Origin of the sequence: Pseudodesulfovibrio alkaliphilus (genome assembly GCF_009729555.1) — a bacterium.
In the GTDB taxonomy this organism is placed as follows: domain Bacteria; phylum Desulfobacterota; class Desulfovibrionia; order Desulfovibrionales; family Desulfovibrionaceae; genus Pseudodesulfovibrio; species Pseudodesulfovibrio alkaliphilus.
This window is the reverse complement of the sequence record NZ_WODC01000003.1, coordinates 338,094-357,783: the sequence shown is the minus strand read 5'-3', so window position 1 is coordinate 357,783 and position 19,690 is coordinate 338,094. Positions and strand designations below refer to the sequence as shown.

General features: G+C 62.4%; 17 protein-coding genes and 3 tRNA genes. 12 read left to right on the top strand and 8 right to left on the bottom strand.

Going from position 1 to position 19,690, the window contains the following annotated elements:
* Nucleotides 1-213: 213 nt before the first annotated feature.
* The 4 genes from GKC30_RS07095 to GKC30_RS07080 all read right to left on the bottom strand — a co-directional run bounded on the left by GKC30_RS07095 (nucleotide 214) and on the right by GKC30_RS07080 (nucleotide 2,944).
* The gene (locus tag GKC30_RS07095; RefSeq protein ID WP_155933476.1) at nucleotides 214-2,346 is read right to left on the bottom strand and encodes a KAP family P-loop NTPase fold protein; all 2,133 of its coding nucleotides are present in this window, start codon (nucleotides 2,344-2,346) and stop codon (nucleotides 214-216) included.
* 12 nt (nucleotides 2,347-2,358) lie between these two features.
* On the bottom strand, nucleotides 2,359-2,664 hold the full coding sequence (locus GKC30_RS07090) for a hypothetical protein (protein ID WP_155933473.1): 306 nt from the start codon (nucleotides 2,662-2,664) through the stop codon (nucleotides 2,359-2,361).
* A gap of 121 nt (nucleotides 2,665-2,785) precedes the next feature.
* A tRNA-Glu gene (locus GKC30_RS07085) sits at nucleotides 2,786-2,861 on the bottom strand.
* Nucleotides 2,862-2,868: 7 nt separating this feature from the next.
* Nucleotides 2,869-2,944, bottom strand: a tRNA-Lys gene (locus GKC30_RS07080).
* Between the two features lie 193 nt (nucleotides 2,945-3,137).
* Between GKC30_RS07080 and GKC30_RS07075 the strand changes: the two genes are divergently transcribed.
* The 12 genes from GKC30_RS07075 to GKC30_RS07020 all read left to right on the top strand — a co-directional run bounded on the left by GKC30_RS07075 (nucleotide 3,138) and on the right by GKC30_RS07020 (nucleotide 15,387).
* Complete coding sequence (locus GKC30_RS07075) at nucleotides 3,138-4,403, top strand: phenylacetate--CoA ligase family protein (RefSeq protein WP_155933471.1); 1,266 nt, start codon at nucleotides 3,138-3,140, stop codon at nucleotides 4,401-4,403.
* A gap of 223 nt (nucleotides 4,404-4,626) precedes the next feature.
* A complete protein-coding gene (locus GKC30_RS07070; protein WP_155933469.1) occupies nucleotides 4,627-5,376 on the top strand; it encodes a DUF429 domain-containing protein in 750 nt (249 codons plus the stop codon).
* A gap of 10 nt (nucleotides 5,377-5,386) precedes the next feature.
* Nucleotides 5,387-6,703 carry a ChaN family lipoprotein gene (locus tag GKC30_RS07065; protein ID WP_155933466.1) on the top strand — a complete coding sequence of 439 codons (1,317 nt, stop codon included), beginning with the start codon at nucleotides 5,387-5,389 and terminating at the stop codon, nucleotides 6,701-6,703.
* Nucleotides 6,700-7,206, top strand: coding sequence for a hypothetical protein (locus GKC30_RS07060; protein ID WP_155933464.1), 507 nt, complete (start codon nucleotides 6,700-6,702; stop codon nucleotides 7,204-7,206). The genes GKC30_RS07065 and GKC30_RS07060 overlap by 4 nt, the downstream gene beginning before the upstream one ends.
* A gap of 256 nt (nucleotides 7,207-7,462) precedes the next feature.
* Nucleotides 7,463-8,287 (top strand): bifunctional DNA-formamidopyrimidine glycosylase/DNA-(apurinic or apyrimidinic site) lyase, encoded by an 825-nt coding sequence (gene mutM, locus GKC30_RS07055; RefSeq protein WP_155933462.1) that lies wholly within the window; start codon nucleotides 7,463-7,465, stop codon nucleotides 8,285-8,287.
* 342 nt (nucleotides 8,288-8,629) lie between these two features.
* On the top strand, nucleotides 8,630-10,177 hold the full coding sequence (gene murJ, locus GKC30_RS07050; protein ID WP_367614017.1) for a murein biosynthesis integral membrane protein MurJ: 1,548 nt from the start codon (nucleotides 8,630-8,632) through the stop codon (nucleotides 10,175-10,177).
* Nucleotides 10,174-11,001: a tRNA1(Val) (adenine(37)-N6)-methyltransferase gene (locus GKC30_RS07045; RefSeq protein ID WP_367614016.1), complete on the top strand. Its 828-nt coding sequence runs from the start codon at nucleotides 10,174-10,176 to the stop codon at nucleotides 10,999-11,001. The genes murJ and GKC30_RS07045 overlap by 4 nt, the downstream gene beginning before the upstream one ends.
* The gene (locus GKC30_RS07040) at nucleotides 10,994-11,896 is read left to right on the top strand and encodes a C-GCAxxG-C-C family (seleno)protein (protein ID WP_155933460.1); all 903 of its coding nucleotides are present in this window, start codon (nucleotides 10,994-10,996) and stop codon (nucleotides 11,894-11,896) included. Before GKC30_RS07045 ends, GKC30_RS07040 begins: the two co-directional genes overlap by 8 nt.
* 223 nt (nucleotides 11,897-12,119) lie before the next feature.
* On the top strand, nucleotides 12,120-13,466 hold the full coding sequence (locus GKC30_RS07035; RefSeq protein ID WP_155933458.1) for an AAA family ATPase: 1,347 nt from the start codon (nucleotides 12,120-12,122) through the stop codon (nucleotides 13,464-13,466).
* Complete coding sequence (locus GKC30_RS07030; RefSeq protein WP_155933456.1) at nucleotides 13,456-14,415, top strand: metallophosphoesterase family protein; 960 nt, start codon at nucleotides 13,456-13,458, stop codon at nucleotides 14,413-14,415. Before GKC30_RS07035 ends, GKC30_RS07030 begins: the two co-directional genes overlap by 11 nt.
* Entirely contained in the window at nucleotides 14,405-14,731 is a 327-nt protein-coding gene (locus GKC30_RS07025) for a hypothetical protein (protein ID WP_155933454.1), read from the top strand. Before GKC30_RS07030 ends, GKC30_RS07025 begins: the two co-directional genes overlap by 11 nt.
* Nucleotides 14,731-15,387 (top strand): P-loop NTPase family protein, encoded by a 657-nt coding sequence (locus GKC30_RS07020; protein WP_155933452.1) that lies wholly within the window; start codon nucleotides 14,731-14,733, stop codon nucleotides 15,385-15,387. Before GKC30_RS07025 ends, GKC30_RS07020 begins: the two co-directional genes overlap by 1 nt.
* A gap of 82 nt (nucleotides 15,388-15,469) precedes the next feature.
* On the opposite strand, the gene GKC30_RS07015 is transcribed toward GKC30_RS07020, so the two are convergent.
* The 4 genes from GKC30_RS07015 to GKC30_RS07000 form a co-directional block, all read right to left on the bottom strand.
* Nucleotides 15,470-15,545 (bottom strand) — tRNA-Phe (locus GKC30_RS07015).
* Nucleotides 15,546-15,626: 81 nt separating this feature from the next.
* Entirely contained in the window at nucleotides 15,627-17,384 is a 1,758-nt protein-coding gene (locus tag GKC30_RS07010) for an aldehyde ferredoxin oxidoreductase N-terminal domain-containing protein (RefSeq protein WP_155933450.1), read from the bottom strand.
* Nucleotides 17,377-17,811 carry a 4Fe-4S binding protein gene (locus GKC30_RS07005; RefSeq protein ID WP_155933448.1) on the bottom strand — a complete coding sequence of 145 codons (435 nt, stop codon included), beginning with the start codon at nucleotides 17,809-17,811 and terminating at the stop codon, nucleotides 17,377-17,379. The genes GKC30_RS07010 and GKC30_RS07005 overlap by 8 nt, the downstream gene beginning before the upstream one ends.
* A gap of 95 nt (nucleotides 17,812-17,906) precedes the next feature.
* A complete protein-coding gene (locus tag GKC30_RS07000) occupies nucleotides 17,907-19,541 on the bottom strand; it encodes a glycosyltransferase family 4 protein (protein WP_155933446.1) in 1,635 nt (544 codons plus the stop codon).
* Between the last annotated feature and the right edge of the window lie 149 nt (nucleotides 19,542-19,690).

The window sequence follows — 19,690 nt, the reverse complement described above, 5'->3', positions numbered from 1 at the left end:
GCAGGGACGGACGCCGAACCAGGTCTTCCTGGACGGCATCGTGAAAGGCAAGAAAACGGAAACCGAAGAAGCAGCGTAACTCACCCCGCCAGGGGCGGCGGTGTCAGGTGAATACTATCTCTGTACAGGCTGGGCTTCACTAAAAATGTTTTAGAAGACGTGTTCGGCTAACAGGAGAGAGGATTCGGAGGCGGACGCGACTGGGGTTATATTTTAGCTGAAAATGTCTCCACTTTCCTTTTTTTCCCATGAAGTTAAGAAGGTTTCGATCGAATTTCGTTGTTTTTCAGTCAGGGACTTGTCATATCGGCACTCTTCTAATCGACTCCTGAACAATCTGACGTCTAGCAGCTTTTCCAACCCATCAGTCGACGCTTGGCGTCGTCTGACAGAAACACTATCTCCACTAGAGTACGACCGGACTTGAGTTGTGAAGGCTTTTGCTAGGCTTGCAACTGCAGTATTGTCATTCAGTTGATCGCTTGTCCATGTCCGAAGAGAATTATCGTCTTGTGGTGAAAATTCCGACCATCTAAACAGAATTCCAGGCAGCCGTGGGTGCTCTAGCAAAATTCCCTCATTTGCAGCTTCACTAATCCTTCCAAGTGCGATGCGTTTAAAACTCTCAATGTCATCATTGTGTACCAAGCATGCTTCCTCTGGCACAGGAGACTTGCCTTCCCTTGGAAAATGGTCAGCAACCGCAAATGCCACGAAATAGCATAGCCAGCCGACTTGAGCCTTAGCGCAGGCCTGAAGGAATATCTCGCTCCTTTCCTCTATCGGACGCCGTCGGACTACTACATCCTGAATTAGCCACATAATTTCAAGATGATTCGTGTTGATTGAGCCGAATTCTCTGCCCCGATCTTCTTCACGATCGATGTCATCCCCTATTTCAAAGATTGCCTTAACAAGTGCAGGAACGTCACCATCGGCAACTTTGCTTGAATGAGTACCAATAGCGTTGAGGATTAGAGGAACTCTCGTGCTTCCATTTCTTCGAATTGTATTAGAAGCTTCTAGCAATGCTCTTCTTACAAATTCTTCATCACCACACTTGCTAATAAACATGGAGAGTTCAATGGCTGGCATGACATCGTCACTTACTGCCATTCTGAAATAGGTGTCAAAGTGCTTCTCAACGCACACCAGACGCATTGCATCCCATTGCTTGAGGAAGTCTCCACTGTAACCTATGTTCCCTAAACGAGGGAATAAGCGGGTAAGCATCCTTTCGGCCCGGTTTCGATCCTTCTCGTCAACACAGCTTAAAAGCTCATCAAGAGTGGCTTTGCTTTCCTGACCCTGCCTATTAACACCGCAAACACGATCCTTGTTTCTCCTTATTGCAGAGTAAAGAGCAGGTTCATAAAGGCGTATGCCCTCCATAGAAACAAATGAAGCTATGTCAACCTCCCCCTTGATCGGCGGGTAACTGACAGTCATCGCGTTGGATATTCGAACAATATCTCTTGGGATGAACAAGAAAGGCGCAATCCCATCATGGAACAAGTTCATGAAATGTCGTTCATCATCAAATTCCAAAGGGCCACATAAGGATTGAATAGATGAATACATCGCCTCATTGAGATCTGAAGGCGCTGGTAGTGGCAGTTCAAAGCTAGACTGGATGATTTTCTCCAAAAACTTTGGGCCTTCAGATGGGAATCTATTAGCTATAGCCTTTTCACAGACGTCTCGATCAAAGGCAACGAGATATATTACATTCGGGAGTCGCCCCACAGATTTAATGAGCATAAATACGATCAACGCTTCATCTGGAGTTAATCGGTCAATGTCGTCAATTATGAATAAGAAATGTTTGTCTTGAATCTGTAAGACACCTTCTAAGCGTTTGAAGAGTTTTTCGAGGCTTTCATTCTGAAAAAAACGTTCGCTGAATTTCATTGCTCCAGAGATAAGTGTACCGAGTGAGGTTCCAGTAGCCATGTTGATCGCGGTGCCAACGACTGGTCTTGCTTGAAGCAATAGTTTTGCGATGTCGGGGATTAGGCTTTTATCCTTTCCTCCGATAGTCTTAACCAGCGCGGTGTTGAGTTCTTGAAGGAAAGCTAAGGTGAGTGCTTCTTCTCCTTTGAACCACCAGCACTTAAAATTTACTATCTCAAATCGTGTGTCTGATTCATGGTGATCGAGGTAGTGCCTGACTAGGTTGATAGCACTACTCTTACCCGCTCCCCATGGGCCATTGATTGCGATCGTAAAGCCAGCTGGAGCCTTCATCTTGCTTATGCCCTGCGCAATCCCTGAAGCAAATGAGGCGATGCCATACACATCTTGCTCTGGCTCAGATATTGGGTTGTCATTGTGATCTATTGACATTATGTTTCCCAATTACTCTTCTTCAGCGCATTCTTCGAAAAGATCATTCATCGCATCCCACACAGCCACAAGCTGGCTCTCATCTTTGGCGACTTGGAATTTTTTTTCTAAATACTCGGTTAAATTGTTAACCAGTGTGATCCCGGTTCCGCCTGACCCAATGTTCCGACCGTTAACACGGATCGTAGCTGACTTAGAACCGATCTTTTCAAAAAGGATCGTCCCCACCCCTTCAACCTCGCAAGACGTATCTTCCCTTTCAGCAAGTATTTTTTCGGCTTCACTAATCCAACAATCTCGATTCTCGTAGCTACTCATCCGGTGGCTCCTTTGAAAGTAATGCCTCCGAGATTAGGCCGATTTGCCACCAATTTACACGTATTTTTACACGCAAACAAGAAACGGGTTACGGCATAAACCGTAACCCGTTGTATTTACTTGGCGTCCCCAAGGGGGTTTGAACCCCTGTTGCCGGCGTGAGAGGCCGGAGTCCTAGGCCACTAGACGATGGGGACGCATGTTTGGTGGGTCGTACTGGGCTCGAACCAGTGACTCTCTGCTTAAAAGGCAGATACTCTACCAACTGAGTTAACGACCCGCGCCAAGGAAGGTATGTCTATCCATTTGCATTTCAGGTGTCAAGCGGAAAAACCGCGGGCCACGGGGGGCTTTTGTTTGCTTCAACCGCCTGACATGTCGTACTATTTCATTTTTTTCTTGCAAAATTGTTTTTGCGTGGTATGCTCCCGCTTCCGTTCATGGCGAGATCATATCCATATAGGAGCAGACATATGACCAGAAAAGACCGCACGGAAGGAATCTACTCCCGCCGCGAGGTGCTCGACGAGTCCGAGCGCAGACAGTATTGCCAGCTTCAGCTCAAGGAGCTGCTCAGTTATGCCTACCGCTACTCCGAGGATGTCAAGAAGCGCTTTGATCGCGCCCAGTTCAATGTGGAGAAATTCCGCTCCCTGGCCGATCTCAAGCATATTCCCATCATCAAGAAGAAGGAGCTGATCTTCCTGCAGTCCATGGGCCCGCGTCTGGGCGGACTGCTGACCAAGGATCTCGGCGAGTTGCAGCGCGTGTTTCTTTCGCCCGGCCCCATCTTCGATCCCGAGGACCGCAGCGAGGACTACTGGGGCTGGACCGAAGGGTTCTATGCCGCGGGCTTCCGCTCCGGCGATCTGACCCAGATCACCTTCAACTACCACCTCGCTCCGGCTGGGCTGATGTTTGAGGAGCCGTTGCGCAACCTCTCCTGCGCGGTCATTCCGGCCGGACCCGGCAACACCAACTCGCAGATCGAGATCATGCAGAAGCTGCGGGTGACAGGGTATGTGGGCACCCCGAGCTACCTGATGCACCTGGCCCAGAAGGCCGAGGAAATGGGGCTGTCGCTGCGCAAGGACCTGTTCATGGAAGTGGCCTTTGTCACGGGCGAGAAGTTCTCGGAAAAGATGCGCTCCACCCTTGAGAAGAAGTTCGACTGCATCATGCGCCAGGGTTACGGCACGGCTGACGTGGGCTGCATCGGCTACGAATGCTTCCACAAGAACGGGCTGCACCTCTCCAACCGCGCCTATGTCGAGATCTGCCATCCCGATACCGGCATCCCCCTCAAGGACGGCGAGGTGGGCGAGATTGTGGTCACGGCCTTCAACAAGACCTATCCGCTCATCCGGCTGGCCACAGGAGATCTCGGCTATCTGGACCGTCAGCCCTGCGCCTGCGGCCGCACCAGCCCGCGCCTTGGCAATATCGTGGGCCGGGTGGATACCACGGCGCGCATCAAGGGCATGTTTGTCTACCCCCATCAGGTGGAGCAGGTCATGGCCCGGTTCGAGGAGATCAAGCGCTGGCAGATCGAAGTCACCAATCCCGGCGGCATTGACGAGATGATCCTGTCCATCGAGGCGGGCCAGTTCTCCCAGGAAGACGAGCTGCTCCATCTTTTCCGCGAGAAGATCAAGCTGCGGCCCATCCTCAAGGTCCTGGCTCCGGGCACCCTGCCTCCGCAGATCCGGCCCATTGAGGACAACCGCACCTGGGACTAGCGCCAGACTGATAAAAGGCGGCCTGCCGCGTTGCCGCGAAAAGATCGCCAATCCGCAGGGCAGCGGAAACTTCGGCCAAGCGGCTGACAACGATTTGTGCGCCTCCGCATCCACGCAATTCCGACCCGGCCCGCGTCTGTTCGCGGGCCGGGTCTTTCGCGCCCGCTTGTGCAATTGTCGGCGGGGATTTGCCCAGGGGGCGCACCCGGTGTATGGTTGGAGGATGAAAGGGGTGGGAATCGACGGATGCCGGGGCGGTTGGCTGGCGTTCTGGACCGGGGACGGCGCGGTCTGGGAGTGCGCCCTGTACCCGGATATGGCCTCAATCTGGGCCGATCACAGCGATGCCGACGCCCTGTTTGCAGACATTCCCATCGGTCTTCCCGGCCATGGATCGCGTCTGGCCGACACCCTGGCCCGGCGGATGCTCGGCCCGCGTGGGGCGAGCGTGTTCAACGCCCCAGTGCGTACTGCCGCCTGGGCCATGGCGGACAAAGACAAGTCGTCAGCCAAGGGCAGGGCCAGGGCAAAGGAAATCAACCGGGAGCTTTCCGGTAAGTCTCTTTCTGAGCAATCACTGAATCTTATTCCAAAAATACTTGAGGTGGATTCGTTTTTGGCTGCCACGCCTGAAGCGCGAGGCAAGGTCTTTGAGGCGCACCCGGAGGTCTGTTTCGTCCTGGCTGGCAAAGCCCCCATGGCTTACCCAAAGCGCACGGCAAAAGGCCTGGCGCGGCGGCTGGAGATCGTGCAGCGATGGATTCCCGAGGCAAGGGCCATGCTCTGCGCCCTTGATGGACGGCATCCGGCTGGGGCGGCGAAGGGAGACGACGCGCTCGACGCGGCCATCCTGGCCGTCAGCGCCCATGCCTGCCTCGGGGTCGCGGGCCCGCGTCCCGCGTCCCTGCCCGATCCGCCCGAGCGCGATGAAACCGGCCTGCCCATGGCCATCTGGTATCACGACTTCAACTGACGAGGAGCGAATGCCCAGACGAATCCCCGGTTCCACCGCTTTTCGCGTGGCTGTGCCGCTGATTTTCGCCGCAGTCCTGGCCGCCTGTTCATCCAGGATTGCCCATCCCCCTCTGCAGGTCACTTTTCTGCCCGCCTCCGGGGAGTTCGTGTCCGTGGATGGCGAGCGGCTCGCCTTTGAAGAGGTCATGGGCCTGGCTCGGGACGCAGAATATATCCTGCTTGGCGAGAACCATCCAAACGTCTGCGACCACACTGTGCAGCTGCGGGTGCTGGCCGCCCTGGCCGAATCCGACACGCCTCCGGCCGTGGGGCTCGAAATGGTCGCCGCGGACATGCAGGCCGTGCTCGACGATTTCTCGGCAGGGACTGTGGAGGTGGACGCCATGGAGGAGGAGCTTGAGTGGCGCGATCGCTGGGGCTACCCCTTTGCCTTGTTTCGCGGTCACTTCGAGATCATCCGTCGGCACAGTCTGCCTGTGGCCGGGCTCAACGTGCCCTCGGCAGTGACCCGGAAGATCGCCCGGCAGGGCCTGGAGGCGCTGACTCCTGACGAGCTGAAGTGGCTTCCGGCCGAGATCAAGCCTCCTGCCGAGGAACAGATGCCCCTGCTCGATGCCGTCTTTGCGCTGCACCAGGAACGCGATCCTGACGGGCCCGAGATTGCCAGGGTCGACGAGGCCACGCGGCGCGAGCGGTTTTTGCTGGTCCAGTCCGTCTGGGACTCCGGCATGGCCGAGGCGGCCGTTGCCTTGCGCCGCAAGTACGACTGGCCCGTGTTGGTGGTGGCCGGTGCGGGGCATGTGGAGCATGGCTGGGGCATCGCCCGCCGTATCCGCCATTTTGATCCCGGAGCCCGGATATTGCTGCTCATGCCCTGGCGCGGCGGTGAATTCGCGGCCGACGCGGCCGACGCCTTTTTTTTCTGCCCGGACACCTATGAATCGCGGATGGACATGACCCTGGCCGCCACGGGCCGGGGCGGCCTGCTGGTGGAGCGAGTGGGGCGGGGCTCCCGTGCCGAGGCCGCGGGTATTCGCCCCGGCGATCTGCTCGTCGAGGCGGCTGGTGTGCGCCTTGACCGGCTCATGGACCTGCACGCCGCCGGGTTCAAGGTCCACAAGGCGGATCGCCCCCTGGTCTTTACCGTGCAACGGGGCGGACAATCCTTCAGGGCCGATGTGGGCAGGTTGGGCCAGCCCGCTCGGAGCCGCCCGGCCGATGCCGCCGAAGAAAAGGCCACGTCCCCCTCGGGCGATGCGCCTCCTGGCCGCGAGCCGGACACCGCCCCAGACATCCAACCCGAAACCCAAGGGGAAGAGAGATGAGACAAGTGACCCTGATTGTGTTGGCTGTGGCGCTTATCCCCGTACTGGCCCGAGCCGATGGCCTGCTGCCCGCCATGCCTGAAACGGCAGGCGAGATGGTGCGTATCGAACTGGTCACAGGCCCCATGGCCCAGGCCGAGGTGGACGAGCTGCACGGCAAGGCCCTGCCCGCCGAGGAAAGTCTGGTTGCCCGCTATGCCCGCACCGACGCCAAGGGTCGCCCAGTCGAACGCCTGACCGAGATTTGGATTTCGCGGGTCTCTTCTCCCAACGAGGCCCGGCGGCAGACCGGCCAGATGGTCCACATGATGTACGAGAACCCAAAATCCCCCTTCCGCGATCCCGTACGCATCGACCACCGGGGCAGCCCTGTCTACCGATTCACCGGCATGGGGCAGGCGCATCTGATCTGGCACACGGCGGACCTCGTCTACTGGATCAGCGCCGCCCCGGCCGATCAGGACCTGATGCTCGACACCTTCCACCATCCGGCCGCGCCGTAATGAAAGGGCAAAGGCGGGTTGGCGGTGGGTGGTGTGGAGGTGGAGGGTCCCGGGGGAAATCTTTTCAAGACTTTTTGGGTCTGTGCCGTCTGGTGGCGCTGTGCGGGCAACGAAGGGCCTGATGGCGGCGTAGGGGGCGTTCGGCCGCGCCAACGCGCATCCTCTTGTCCATTTCCCACGAAGCACAGCACCTTCCCCCGTCCCTTGCTTGTCTCCGCGCTTTTCTCGGCATGGGAATTGGGGTAGGTAGTGGGCCATGCCAGAGTTGCCAGAGGTTGAGGTCATTGCCAGGGGACTGTGCGCCACGCTGACCGGGCGTGTGATTTCGGGCGTGGAGCCGGTGGACCCCACGCGACTGAGCGAGGGCGCGGCCACGCTGGTACCCAAGGTGCTCGGCGCCACAGTGACCGGAGTGCGCCGCCGGGCCAAGGTGCTGCTGGTGGACATGGTTGGCGGCGCGACCCTGGCCTTTCATTTGAAGATGACCGGACGGGTGGTACATGGCCCCATGCGGCCCGTTGACCGCCACGACCGGACCCGGTTCATTCTGGACGACGGCTCGCTGCTGTGCTTTGCCGACATGCGTCGCTTCGGGTATGTGTGCGCCTTTGGGCCGGGCGGGCTGGCGGGGTGGAACTTTCTGCGCCGAGTCGGTCCCGAGCCGCTGGAGACCGATCCCGTGACTCTCGCCGGGCGAGTGGTCTCGCGCACCGGGCGGATCAAGGCGCTGCTGCTCGATCAGACCGTGGTGGCCGGGGTGGGCAACATCTATGCGGACGAATCCCTGTTTCGGGCCGGTATCCATCCCCGGACACGCGGCCACAGCCTGGGTCGGGCCGGAGCCCTGCGCCTTTTTGCCCATCTTCAGGAGGTCCTGCTCCAGGCCATCGCGGAAAACGGCAGCTCCATACGGAACTACGTCAATGCCAGCGGAGACGCCGGAGCCTTTCAGAACAGCTTTGCCGTGTACGGCAGGCAGGGCTTGCCCTGCGCGGCCTGCAAAACACCTCTGGCCGCCATCAAGGTGGCTGGCCGCACCTCCACCTATTGCCCGCGCTGCCAGCCGGAGCCCCGGCCATGAACCACAACCATCTGCAAAAGTCCCTTGCGGTCGATGCGCCGCAGGTACACCGGAATCGGTCCCGTGAACCCGTCGGGTACGGTGTCTTTGCTCCAATGGCCCCGGCTGCGACGGGTCTGGCGGGAGCCGTCTGCCTTTCAGGCCAATGCGTTATATTCCGGCATGTTGCCGCGCTGCTGCGGCGGGGGCGTCCAGGAGGGGGGCCTCTGGCAGGCAGCACGGGGCGGTTGTGGTTAATGCAAAAGAATACATGATATTAGAGTTTTTCTAGAAAAACTCTAGAAAATAGGCGCGACGAGAAATCAGGATGTTGGCGAATCGGTCTTCGGACGGAGAGAAACGGTGAATAAGCACGGCAGGGACATAGCCAGAAACGCGGCCGTTGTGGCGGGCGCGACCCTTGTCTCGAGGGTGTTGGGGTTTGTTAGAGATATGATCGTGGCCTTTGCCCTGGGGGCAGGGGTGTTTGCCGACGCCTTTTTCGTGGCCTTCCGCATCCCCAACCTGCTGCGCAGGCTCTTTGGCGAGGGATCGCTGACCATGGCCTTCATCCCGGTCTATTCCCGTGTGCGCGAGGAAGAGGGCGAGGAGGCGGCCCAGGCCATGGCCCGTTCGGCCATGATCTGGCTGGCGGTGATCCTCGGGGGCATCACCCTGGCCGCCCAGGTGCTGGCGTGGCCGCTGACCATGGCCATTGCTCCGGGCTTTCTGCGCAATCCCGAGCTGTTCGCCACCACGGTGGACCTCGTGCGTATCTGCTTTCCCTATGTCATCCTCATCTGCGGGGTGGCCCTGTGCATGGGTGTGCTCAATGCGGACAACCATTTTCTGGCCCCGGCCCTGTCTCCGTCGGTGCTCAATGTGGCCCTTATCGGGTCGGCCCTGTTCGGGTATCGTTTCGGTTACAACGTGGCCTACTCCATGGCCTGGGGCGTCCTTCTGGGAGGGGTGGGCCAGTGGCTGCTCCAGCAGCCCTATCTGCGCAGGAGCGGTTTTTCCTGGCGCGGCCCCTGGTCGTGGCGCAACAAGGGCGTGGCCCGCATGGGGCTGCTCATGTTGCCCACCCTGTTCGGCGCGGCCGTCTATCAGGTGAACATCCTGCTGGGCACGCTCCTGGCCTCCTTCCTGCCCGTGGGGTCGGTTTCGTATCTTTACTACGCGGACAGGCTGGTCCAGTTTCCCCTGGGAGTCTTCGGACTGGCCATTAGCACTGCCGCCCTACCGAGTCTGGCGCGGCTGGCAGCCAAGGGGGAGATGGAGGAGTACGACGGGGCCATGGCCCTTTCCCTGGGGCTGACCCTGTTCATCTCCCTGCCCGCGGCCGCAGGGCTCATCGGATTGGCCGGCCCCATTGTCTCGCTGCTCTTCGAGCGCGGCGAGTTTTCTCCCCAGGCCGTGACCGCCACGGCCCACGCCCTGGTCGCCTACGCTGTTGGACTGCCCTTCATCGCCCTGGCCCGCCCGCTGGTGGCCGGATTCTACGCCCTGGAGGATACCCGTACCCCGGTCAGAATCGCCGTGGTCTGTCTGGCGGCCAACGTGCTGCTCGGCGTCCTGCTCATGGTCCCCATGGCCCATGTGGGGCTTGCCCTGGCCGTCAGCCTGTCCTCCCTGCTCAATTTCGCGCTCCTGCACATCAGTCTGGCCCGCAAGCGCAAGGCCACGCTGGTGCCCCTGGCCGCGTCTCTCAAGACCCTTGCCCTGAGTCTCGGGGTGGGGCTTGGCGCTTACCTCTCCGCATCCTGGGGGCTTTGGTGGCTGGCCCTGATGCCCGTTTGGGTGGCTGCCTATCTGTTCCTGGCCCTGGTCCTGGACATGGCCGAGGCGCGTCTGTTCATGGACATGGTCCGCTCCCGCGTCAGGCGCGGCAGAAAGCGGGGCAAGGCGTGAACGAAGTCCGCCCCGGCACAGACGCCCGGGCTGTCCTTGACCGAAGGGCCGCCTTTCCCCGCGGCATGGTTCAGCCCGAGGGCGGGTATCGGTTTTCCCTCGACTCGCTGCTCCTGGCCTGTTTTGCCCGGACCGGGCGGGGGCAGGCGGGTGTGGACCTCGGCTGCGGCTGCGGGGTGGTTGGTCTTGCCCTGCTCCTGCGCCAGCCCGATCTGCGCCTGACCGGCGTGGACATCGACCTTGCAAGCGTGGAAGCGGCCGAAGCCAACGCCGTCGCCCTCCACCTCGGGGACCGCTATGCTCCGGTGTGCGGCGATGTGGCCCTGTGGCGGCCCGACCGGGTGGCGGATTTCGTGGTGGCAAACCCGCCATACAGGCCCCTTGGCTGCGGCCGGGTCAGCCAGGGCCAGGGCCGTGCCGCAGCCCGTTTCGAGAGCAGGGGCGATTTTGCCCGCTTCGCCAAATGCGCGGCCGTGGCCCTCAAGACGCGTGGCCGCTTCTCCTTTGTTCATCTGCCCGAGCGGCTGCCAGACCTCATGGAGGGCCTGGCCGCCGCCGGTCTGGCCCCCAAGCGCATGCGTCTGGTCCACGGCCGGGCCGACCGGGAGGCGCGCATGGTGCTCATGGAGGCGGTCAAGGAGGGCCGTCCGGGCCTGCATGTGGAGCCGCCGCTGGCGCTTCATTCCGGGGCGGGCAACGCCACCCGCCTTACGGATGAGGCCATTGCCTTCTGCCCCTTTCTTTCCAGCCGCCGGGGTACGCGGGCCATTGAACGGCCGGACCGCGCCAATCGCCACGCGCCAAAGGAGGATTCCCATGTCTGATCACCACCGGGCCGCAGCGGCCGAACTCTTCAACTCCGGCGATCTCTATTGTGCGGAGATCGTGCTCAAACTCATGGCCGAGGCCGGGGGGCGCGATCCGCAGCCGCTGACGCCCATGGCCACAGGGTTTTGCAGCGGCATGGCCCGCACCTGCGGCCAGTGCGGGGCGGTCTCGGGCGCGGTCATGGGCATCGGCCTGTATGCTGGGCGGCCGGGACCGGGCGGCGAATATGATGCGGCCTACACCCTGGCCCAGGAGTTTCAGGAACGATTCCGCGACGCCTTCGGCTCCGTCAACTGCCTTGACCTGACCGGCTGCGATTTTGCCACGCCCGAGGGCCAGGCCCGGTTCAAGAGCCAGAACGTCAAGGCCCGTTGCATCGAATACGTGATCCGGGCCGTGGACATCGCCCTGGACCTGCTGCGCGAGACCGGCCTTCAGCCCGACGAGTCCGCTTTTGTACGGTCCCGCCTTGCGCCCTGTGGCCTGCTCTGTTCCACCTGTCTCGCCTTTGACGGCGGCCCTGTCCAGCAGTCCGCCAGCGCCCTCAAGGCGGCCCTGGGTAACAATTTCGCGGCCTACGCCGAGCGCTTCGCCTCCATGAACCCGGCCTTTGGCAACTATGGGGCCTTCAGCGAGCTGCTCGACTTCCTGGCCTCGGGTTCCTGCTCCGGCTGCCGCGAGGCCGGGTGTCTCTTCAAGTCCTGCGCCGTGCCCGGCTGCGCCCGCGAGCGCGGGGTGGACTACTGTTTCCAGTGCGCTGATTTCCCCTGCGACCGCCACGGGATGCCCGGCCCCCTGGCCGAGCGCTGGCAGGCCAACAACGAGGCCATGCGCCGCCTCGGACCGGCCCCCTGGTTCTTTACACGCCACCCCAAACCGCGCTACCCCTAGCAGGTGGCGTAAATGGCCCGACTGCGTCGTTGCTTCGCTCCATGCAGACCTTCGCGTACCCGGAGTACGCTTCGGTCCTGCATGGCTCTTGCGCCTGGCACTCGACCCATTTCCGCCACCTGCTTCGCAGGTCGGGGAGGGGGGGAGGAGAGCGGAGAGAAGAGAAGGGGAGGAATGATTTCATCAAACGAATGGACAGGTTGAGCAAACCCCGCCGAGCAGCATGATACACCGCATCATTCTGGAAAATTTCATGGCCCACGAGCGGACCGAGCTGGAGCTTGGGCCGGGGATCACGGCACTGACCGGCGCCAACAATACGGGCAAATCCGCCGTTGTCGAGGCCCTGCGCTGTGTGACCACCAACCCGTCCTTCAGCCACTGCATCCGCCACGGGGCCAGGGAGGCGCGGGTTACGGTGGTGCTGGACGACGGGGCAAAAGTCGTCTGGATACGCAAGAAACGCAGCGCGGGCTACGAGATCACCCTGCCGGGCCGCGACGAGCCGGAGGAGCCCTTCTGGAAGCTCCAGGGCAAGGTGCCAGACGAGGTCCGGGCCCTGCTGCGGCTCAATCTGGTGGAGCTTGAGACGGGCGATCCCGTGGATGTGCATCTGGGCAACCAGCGCGAGCCCGTTTTTCTGCTCAACCGGCCTGAATCCAATGTGGCCGCCTTTTTCGCCGCGTCCACCGAAAGCGCCCACCTGCTGGCCATGCAAAACGCCCTCAAGGCGCGGACCACCGAGGCAAAGCGGCGGGAGCGCGATCTTGAGGCCGAGCGGGAGCGCATCGAGGTCGGGCTTGATGCGCTGGCCAGTCTGCCGGACATCGCCCTGCGCATGGAAGAGGCACGGCAACTGGAAGACTCCGCAAAGGAACTCCAAGTCGCCATGCCGGTTCTTGAAAGCCGTTGTTCCTCCCTGCGCGGCCTGGCCGCGAGGCGCGGTGTCCTGCGCCGGGTCCTGGTCGCCCTCAACTCTCTGGAGCCGGTGCCCAATTCCAATCCGATCGATGGGTTGCGCTCTCTGGCGGCGGAAATGGCCCGCACCGCGGCGCGACTGGCCGATGCCGGGCGGGCCGGTGCCGCCCTGGCAGATCTCGCTGCGCCGCCGGCAACGGAGAACACCGCCCGGCTGGCCGAGCTCTGCAAGCGCCAGCAAGCGGCTGCATGTGCCTTGCGGAAGGCTGAAGTCAAAAGCCGGTGCGTGGACGGGCTGCTTGGGCCGCCGGATACGGTGAATACCGCACATCTGTCTGAAGTTGTGGATGAAATGATTGCATCCCGCTACCGTATGGAGCGCGTCGCACGGCGCGACAAGGTATTGCGGAGCCTTGCGGAGCCGCCTCGGGTCGAGGAGGACGCGCACCTTTTGGAACTGGTTGCTGGCCTTCGCGGCCTGACCATGCGCAGGCAGACCCTGGAGGCTGCTCTGTCCGGGTTGGAGATGCGGTTGCAGGAGACCGCGGAAACCCTGGCCGGGGTGCTGGCGGATATTGGCGGGTGCCCCTTGTGCGGGGCACGGATCAATGCCGAAACCTTCCTTGATCGGGGGCACGGGCATGAGTGTTGAGACCCTCCGGGCCAACGGGCTCTTTCTGGTTGGCGATCCACATCTGGCGGACCTTCCGCCGGGTCAGCGGCTTGATGGTTATCTTGAGCAGATCATGAGCAAGCTGACCGCCTGCCTGGACCGCGCCGACGAGCTGGGCATGGTCCCGGTGCTCCTGGGCGACCTCTTCCACCGGCCACGCGACAACTCCAACAAGATGCTTGTGGAACTGATCCGCCTCCTTGGCGCGCGCACCGGGTCGGGCAGGGTCTGGGCGCTGCTTGGCAACCACGACAAGTACCAGTCGAGGTTCACCGAGGACCTGACCATTGCGGTATTGGAGACGGCCGGAGTGCTTCGGCTGATGAAGGAGGAGGGGCCGCAGTTCCTTCTCGAGACCGACTCCGGCAGCGCCCTGATCTGCGCCAGCCCGGACGGTTCGCCCCTGCCCAAGGGGTACGAGGCCGGGCCGGGCGATCCGGCCGCCGTGGTCTGGCTCACCCACCACAACATCAGGTTTCCCGAGTTCGAGGACCGTGCCTACGCCATCCGGGAACTGCCCGGCATCGACTGGCTCATCAACGGCCACATCCACCGGCCCCAGCCCACAGTACAGGCCGGGCGAACCACCTGGGCCAATCCCGGCAACATCACCCGGCTCACCTTTACCCGCCGCTCCATGGAGCGGCGGCCCGCCGCAGCCATCTGGCGGCCCGGCTGGACGGAGCTCGAACGCTGGGCCGTGCCCCATCTGCCCTTTGAGCAGGTCTTTCCCGACCAGGATTTTCCGCCTGAGGAGCAGCCAGCCGAGGCGGGGTCGGAGTTCATCAGGGGGCTTGAGCGGCTGGCTTGGAGACGCACCCGCGAGGGCATGGGCCTGCGCCAGTTTCTGCAGGAAAACCTGTCCAGGGAAACCCCGGAGGGGGCACTTATCTGGGAACTTTACGAGGAGGTCACCCTTGAACGATAGCAACCCCAACAACACAGGGACGACCCGCGATGTCCAGCTGGAGCGCGAGCTTGCCCAATTGCGTCAGGACTATGAGCGTCTGCGGGAGCAGCGGGTGCGTACCGAGCAGGACATCACCCATCTCACCGAACAGCTTGATGCCCTCAAGGCCCAGGCCCAGGCTGAATACGGCACCAGCGACCCCGAGGAACTGCAGGCGCTTCTTGAGAAAAAAAGGAAGGAAAACGAGATGCTTGTCACGCAATACCGCGAGCATGTCCAACAGATTCAGGCTGACCTGGCCGCTGTGGAAAACAGCGTGGAGCGGGCGGGCTGATGCTGCCCGAAGGGGCTGACATGCCCTCTCTTGACGAGGTCCGGCAACGGCTCGACCGGCTCGTGGGACTGGCCGAGGGGGCCCACGCCGGACATGCCCGGGTCCGGGCCGGGCTGGCCGGGGTGCGCGACTTCCTGGCCCTTGCCCCCGGCGCCCGCGACACTCTGGAGGAGCTGTCCACCGCCCTGTTCGGTCAGGTGCTCGACGAGGTCGAGCTGAACCTGACCCATGCGGTGCGCGAAATCCTCGGTCAGGACCGGGTGGTGGCCACCCGGCGCGAGGTGCGCAACAACCGGCTCCAGATCCGCTTCGAGATCCACAATCAGGGCCACGGCGACCGTGTGGAGGACATCCTGTCGGGCCAGGGCGGCTCGGTCTGCAACATCCTGTCCGTGGGGCTTCGGCTCATCGCCCTGTCCCAGCTCGCGCCCGAGGGGCACCGTCCCTTTCTGGTTCTCGACGAGCAGGACTGCTGGATCAGGCCCGCCCTCGTCCCCAAGCTCATGAAGCTCATCGCCGAGATAGCCGACCGCCTCGGGCTGCAACTGCTGGTCATCAGCCACCACCCCATCGACCTCTTTGCCGACACGGCCCGGCGCATCCTTGAGCTGCGGCCCGACCGCCAGCACGGCGCGACCCTTCACCGGGTCAAGTAGGCGCTTCCCGATACCAGGAGGGGGCCGCTCCCGCCAACGAAAAAGCCCTTGCGCCGTTTCTGACGCAAGGGCTTGATTCCTCTGGTGCTCGGGGACAGAATTGAACTGCCGACACGGGGATTTTCAGTCCCCTGCTCTACCGACTGAGCTACCCGAGCACGTGGTCGAGAAGTGGGATTTACCCAAATGGGCCGGGGTTGGCAACCCCTTTTTTGGCGTCCGGGCGATTTTCGGGGGCGTTATTCCCCGGTTTCGGGCAGCGGAGCGCCCATTTCCATGATCCGCGCCGCATAGCCGATGCGCAGGGCGTCCAGATACTCGGGATCAATGGGGCCTTTCCAGGTGGTCACCTCGGTGTAGCGCTTGGGGATGGTCACCTTGAGGGGGTCGTAGCCCATGCCCAGGCGCAGCCGCCAGCGCAGCCGTTGCACCCTTTCGCCGATGCTCGCGAGCGACTCGTTAAGGGCGCCGTAGCCCACGGCCTCAAGAGCCTGGGCCATCAGCGCATCCTTGTACACCCCGCGGGCGAACAGGCAGCCCACCATGCAGTTGAGCACGATGCGCTCCCGGGCGTCGCTGACCAGGAAGTCCAGGGCCTGGGTCACGTTTTTGTCTTCGTACTTCTGGTCGTAGGAGTAGCCGCCGGAATCCAGGTGCGCGTGGCGGAAGCCCAGCGCCTCGGAGATGAAGAAGACCTCGCCCGTGGCGTAGCCCGCCATCTCCTGGCCGAGGACGCAGGCAAAGTCCTCGCCGCCATAAACCCTGGCGCATTTCAGGGTGCCCTGGGCCAGCAGCCGGTAGAAGTCGTTGGGCGGGCGGCTGATCATCTCCACGCCGCGCATGTAGTTTTCGGCGTCTCCCCAGGCCAGGGGAACCACGGTCTGCTCAAGGGTGATGACCCCTTTTTCCAGAGCCTCGGTAGCCCAGGCCAGGGCCACCCCTGCGGACATGTTGTCCAGCCCTTCTTTCTCGATGACATCAAGGATGCGCAGCACCTGGGGGGCGTCCGTGACCTCCAGCATGCCGCCGCAGGAGAAGATGGGCTCGTAGTCGTAGCCCACCTGACGGTAGAGATACTGGTTGTTGGCCTGGAACTGTTCGCGAACAAAGCCCACATGAATGCAGCCCACAGGGCAGCCCGCGCAGGCCGCGTTGCGCAGCAGGGTGTCCTGGGCGAAGCGCTCGCCGGAGATGTTGTCCGCCTCCGGGCTGCTGGTCTGCTGGAGGTTTTTCCAGGGCAGGCTTTTCAGCTCGTTGAGGGGGTTGATGTTCACCGCCGTTCCCAGGCCGTGGTACTTGGCCATCATTTCCGTGGTGGTCAGTTGCTTGTGGATGTCCTTGTACAGGGCGGAATACTCTTTGCCGCCCGGCAGGTCGAAGCCCCGGTCGCCCAGGATGCAGATGGCCTTGAGGTTTTTGGCCCCCATGACCGTGCCGCCGCCCAGCCGGCCGAAATGGCGGAAGGTATCCACATTGATGCAGGCATAGGCAGAGAGATTCTCGCCTGCCGGGCCGATGCGCAGGATGGAGCGGCGGCCCGAGCCCGGGAATATCTTGCGCACGATGCGGCCGGTGCGCAGGGCGTCGAAGCCGCGCATGTATTCCACATCGCGGGTCTCGACCCTGCGCGAGCCCACGCACAGGGCGGACAGCCTCTCGGCCCTGCCCACCACCACCAGGGCGTCCAGATCCGCAAAACGCAGCGAAAGGGCGGATTTTCCCCCGGCGTAGCTCTCGGCATACTGGTTGTGATAGGGCGAGCGGAAGGCGCAGCAGGTCTTGCTCATGAGCGGGTAGTAGCCGGTCAGGGGGCCGATGGCGAAGATCAAGGGCTGCTCGGGGTCGTCCCAGTCCCGGTCCAGGTGGCCGAATTCCTCGAAAAGCATGGCCGCCAGGCCGGTGCCGCCCAGGTACTGGTTGCGGCCGGGCCGTTCCAGCAGAGTGGCCTTGCCTGTGGTCAGGTCCATCTTCAAGATGCGGAAGAAGTCTCTAATCATCAGAGCCCCCCTTGTCCTTGGGCGTTCTGGGCAGTTCCTCCATTTCAAGGCAGTCGTGGGGACAGAATTCCACGCACCGTCCGCAGTGGATGCAGACATAGGGATTGACCTGATGGTCAAGAAAGATGGCGTCCACAGGGCAGGCCCTGGCACACTCGCCACAGCGGATGCAGAGGTTTTTCTTTTGGATGACCCCGCCGTCTCGCCGTTGGGCCAGGGAGCCTGTGGGACACGCCTGGGCGCAGGGGGCGGGCTTGCAGGCCAGACACAGTCTGGCCTCGAAACCCGTGGAAAGCCCGCCCGCCGAGGAGATGCGGATGCCCGACTTGTTCCACGAGAGGACCGAATGGACCTGTCGTGCGCAGGCCAGCGAGCACGAATGGCAGCCTATGCAGCGTTCCATGCGTACAGCCCTCAATGCTTTCATTCCTTCTGCCTCCAAGATGTTTTGGGAACCGGATCGTGCGGTTCGTGTGCGTCGCGTTCGTGATTGGAGCCTGGCGTCCCGCGGGCCTGGCCGCTTTAGACCCTTTCGAGCAGGTCGTGCTTGAGGGACCAGAGCACATGGGCAGAGGCCGTGGCAACGTCCATGCCGGGTTCCGTGTCCACAAGGTTGCGTATCAGGCTGGCGGTGTCAACGGAATTGCGGGCCAGAAACACGAGTTTGCGGGCAAGGCCGGGGTCGATGGCGCCGGTCAGGCCGGAGTAGAGGGGAGGGAAGTCGCGGCCGCGATAGAAGGCCTCGCCCGTGGCTCCGGGGCGTACCATGAAGGCAGGCTCAAGGGTGCGGCTGGTGTAATGGCCGAAGAGCGCGGCGTAGGGCATGGCCTGGGGGTGGGGCGCATCGCGCAGGGGCGCGGGGTCCACAGGCTCGGCCCACAGGCCGTCCCAGAGGCGGACATGGCGCCTGACCGTTTCGGGCCAGGAGTATTCCGCCTCCACGCGCTGACGGGCGGCCACCCCCATGGACCGGCGCATGTCCGGCGAGAGGATGAGGGTCTTCAGCGCGTCGGCCAGGGCCGGAATCTCCACGGCCGTGCGCTGGGCCAGGAGCAGATGGTACTGGTTGTCGAAAGTGATCGGGGCCAGCAGATCGGCGTCGTCGGTGCGGTTCGGGCCGATGGTCGGCACCAGCAGGCCGGTGACGCCGGGAACGACGATGTCGCGGTAGCCGTCGTAGTCCGAGGCGACAACGGGAAGGCCAAAGGCCCCGGCCTCCACCAGGGTGATGCCGAAGGTCTCCTGGGGATTGTCCGCAATGGAGACGAAGATGTCCGCGTCGTGAAACAGGGCGGTCTTTTCCGTCTCGCTCGGCCTGAGTGCCACGGTCATGCGGATGCCCGCGTTGGCGGCCAGGTCCTTGAGGGTGGGCAGAAAGTCGTCGTTGTCGTCGGCCCATCCGGCCAGGGTCAGGGACACAGAGGCCGGGTCCATGCCCTGGCGCACCAGCCGGTGCAGGGCGCGCAGCAGGGGGAGCAGATCCATCTTGGAATGGTGGGAGATGCGGCCGAACACGAGCAGACGCACCGGGTCGGCCCCTGTCCCGCCCTTGGCCCCCGGGGGGCCTGGACGCAGCTCGTCCGTGTCCACGGCCAGGGGAATATGCGTCAGTGTCGGCGCGGGAAAACGGTCCGGGTCCAGACCGTAGCCGTGGCGCAGCCAGTCGAAGAACCGGGCCACGGCCTCGCGCCCCGGCGTGGAGGTGCAGACAATGGCATCGCGCCGGGTGGTGCCGGGCCACAGGTGACGCAGGAATTGCCCGCCGAAGGTGGAACAGCTCAAGGAATGGATGGTGCCGGTGACGGGGAAAATGTTGCGGCTGTATCTGTTGCGCAGGGCGGCCACCTGGGGCTGGCTGGTGATGCAGTCCGACAGGTGCATGCAGTGGACCGGCTCCTCGGCCAGACGGCGGGGCAGCTCGCGCCGGTCAAGGATGTGCACCCGGCCCTTCCCGATCATGCCGGGCGCCACCTTTTTCAGGTGGGCGGCAAGCCGATCGGACTGGCCCGCGTCGCCGAGAAAGAAGCGGTATTCGTCGTAGGGGTCGGCGGCCAGCAGGGCCCGGAGAAACTTGGTGTTGGCCACCTTGCGGCCCAGCACCGGGCCAGGTTCGAAAAACGGGTCCAGCGTGGCCCATATGCGCTTGGATTCGGACATAGGTAGGTCAAAACCGTATTGCCAGGATTTGTCAATGGCTTTCAGGGAAGCCGGGTTCCGGGGAAGCGGCATTTTCTGCCGGAGAGTGCCGCCAAGAGGCTTTGGGCTAGCGCAAAAAGTTCGTAAAAATAGCCGGATGGACAGCCTCA

Coding starts and splice junctions, on each gene's coding strand:
- GKC30_RS07010 (WP_155933450.1), bottom strand. CDS start 17,384: ATGATTAGAGACTTCTTCCGCATCTTGAAGATGGACCTGACCACAGGC.
- GKC30_RS07070 (WP_155933469.1), top strand. CDS start 4,627: ATGAAAGGGGTGGGAATCGACGGATGCCGGGGCGGTTGGCTGGCGTTC.
- GKC30_RS07060 (WP_155933464.1), top strand. CDS start 6,700: ATGAGACAAGTGACCCTGATTGTGTTGGCTGTGGCGCTTATCCCCGTA.
- GKC30_RS07040 (WP_155933460.1), top strand. CDS start 10,994: ATGTCTGATCACCACCGGGCCGCAGCGGCCGAACTCTTCAACTCCGGC.
- GKC30_RS07030 (WP_155933456.1), top strand. CDS start 13,456: ATGAGTGTTGAGACCCTCCGGGCCAACGGGCTCTTTCTGGTTGGCGAT.
- GKC30_RS07035 (WP_155933458.1), top strand. CDS start 12,120: ATGATACACCGCATCATTCTGGAAAATTTCATGGCCCACGAGCGGACC.
- GKC30_RS07075 (WP_155933471.1), top strand. CDS start 3,138: ATGACCAGAAAAGACCGCACGGAAGGAATCTACTCCCGCCGCGAGGTG.
- GKC30_RS07090 (WP_155933473.1), bottom strand. CDS start 2,664: ATGAGTAGCTACGAGAATCGAGATTGTTGGATTAGTGAAGCCGAAAAA.
- GKC30_RS07095 (WP_155933476.1), bottom strand. CDS start 2,346: ATGTCAATAGATCACAATGACAACCCAATATCTGAGCCAGAGCAAGAT.
- GKC30_RS07065 (WP_155933466.1), top strand. CDS start 5,387: ATGCCCAGACGAATCCCCGGTTCCACCGCTTTTCGCGTGGCTGTGCCG.
- GKC30_RS07005 (WP_155933448.1), bottom strand. CDS start 17,811: ATGAAAGCATTGAGGGCTGTACGCATGGAACGCTGCATAGGCTGCCAT.
- GKC30_RS07000 (WP_155933446.1), bottom strand. CDS start 19,541: ATGTCCGAATCCAAGCGCATATGGGCCACGCTGGACCCGTTTTTCGAA.
- GKC30_RS07020 (WP_155933452.1), top strand. CDS start 14,731: ATGCTGCCCGAAGGGGCTGACATGCCCTCTCTTGACGAGGTCCGGCAA.
- mutM (WP_155933462.1), top strand. CDS start 7,463: ATGCCAGAGTTGCCAGAGGTTGAGGTCATTGCCAGGGGACTGTGCGCC.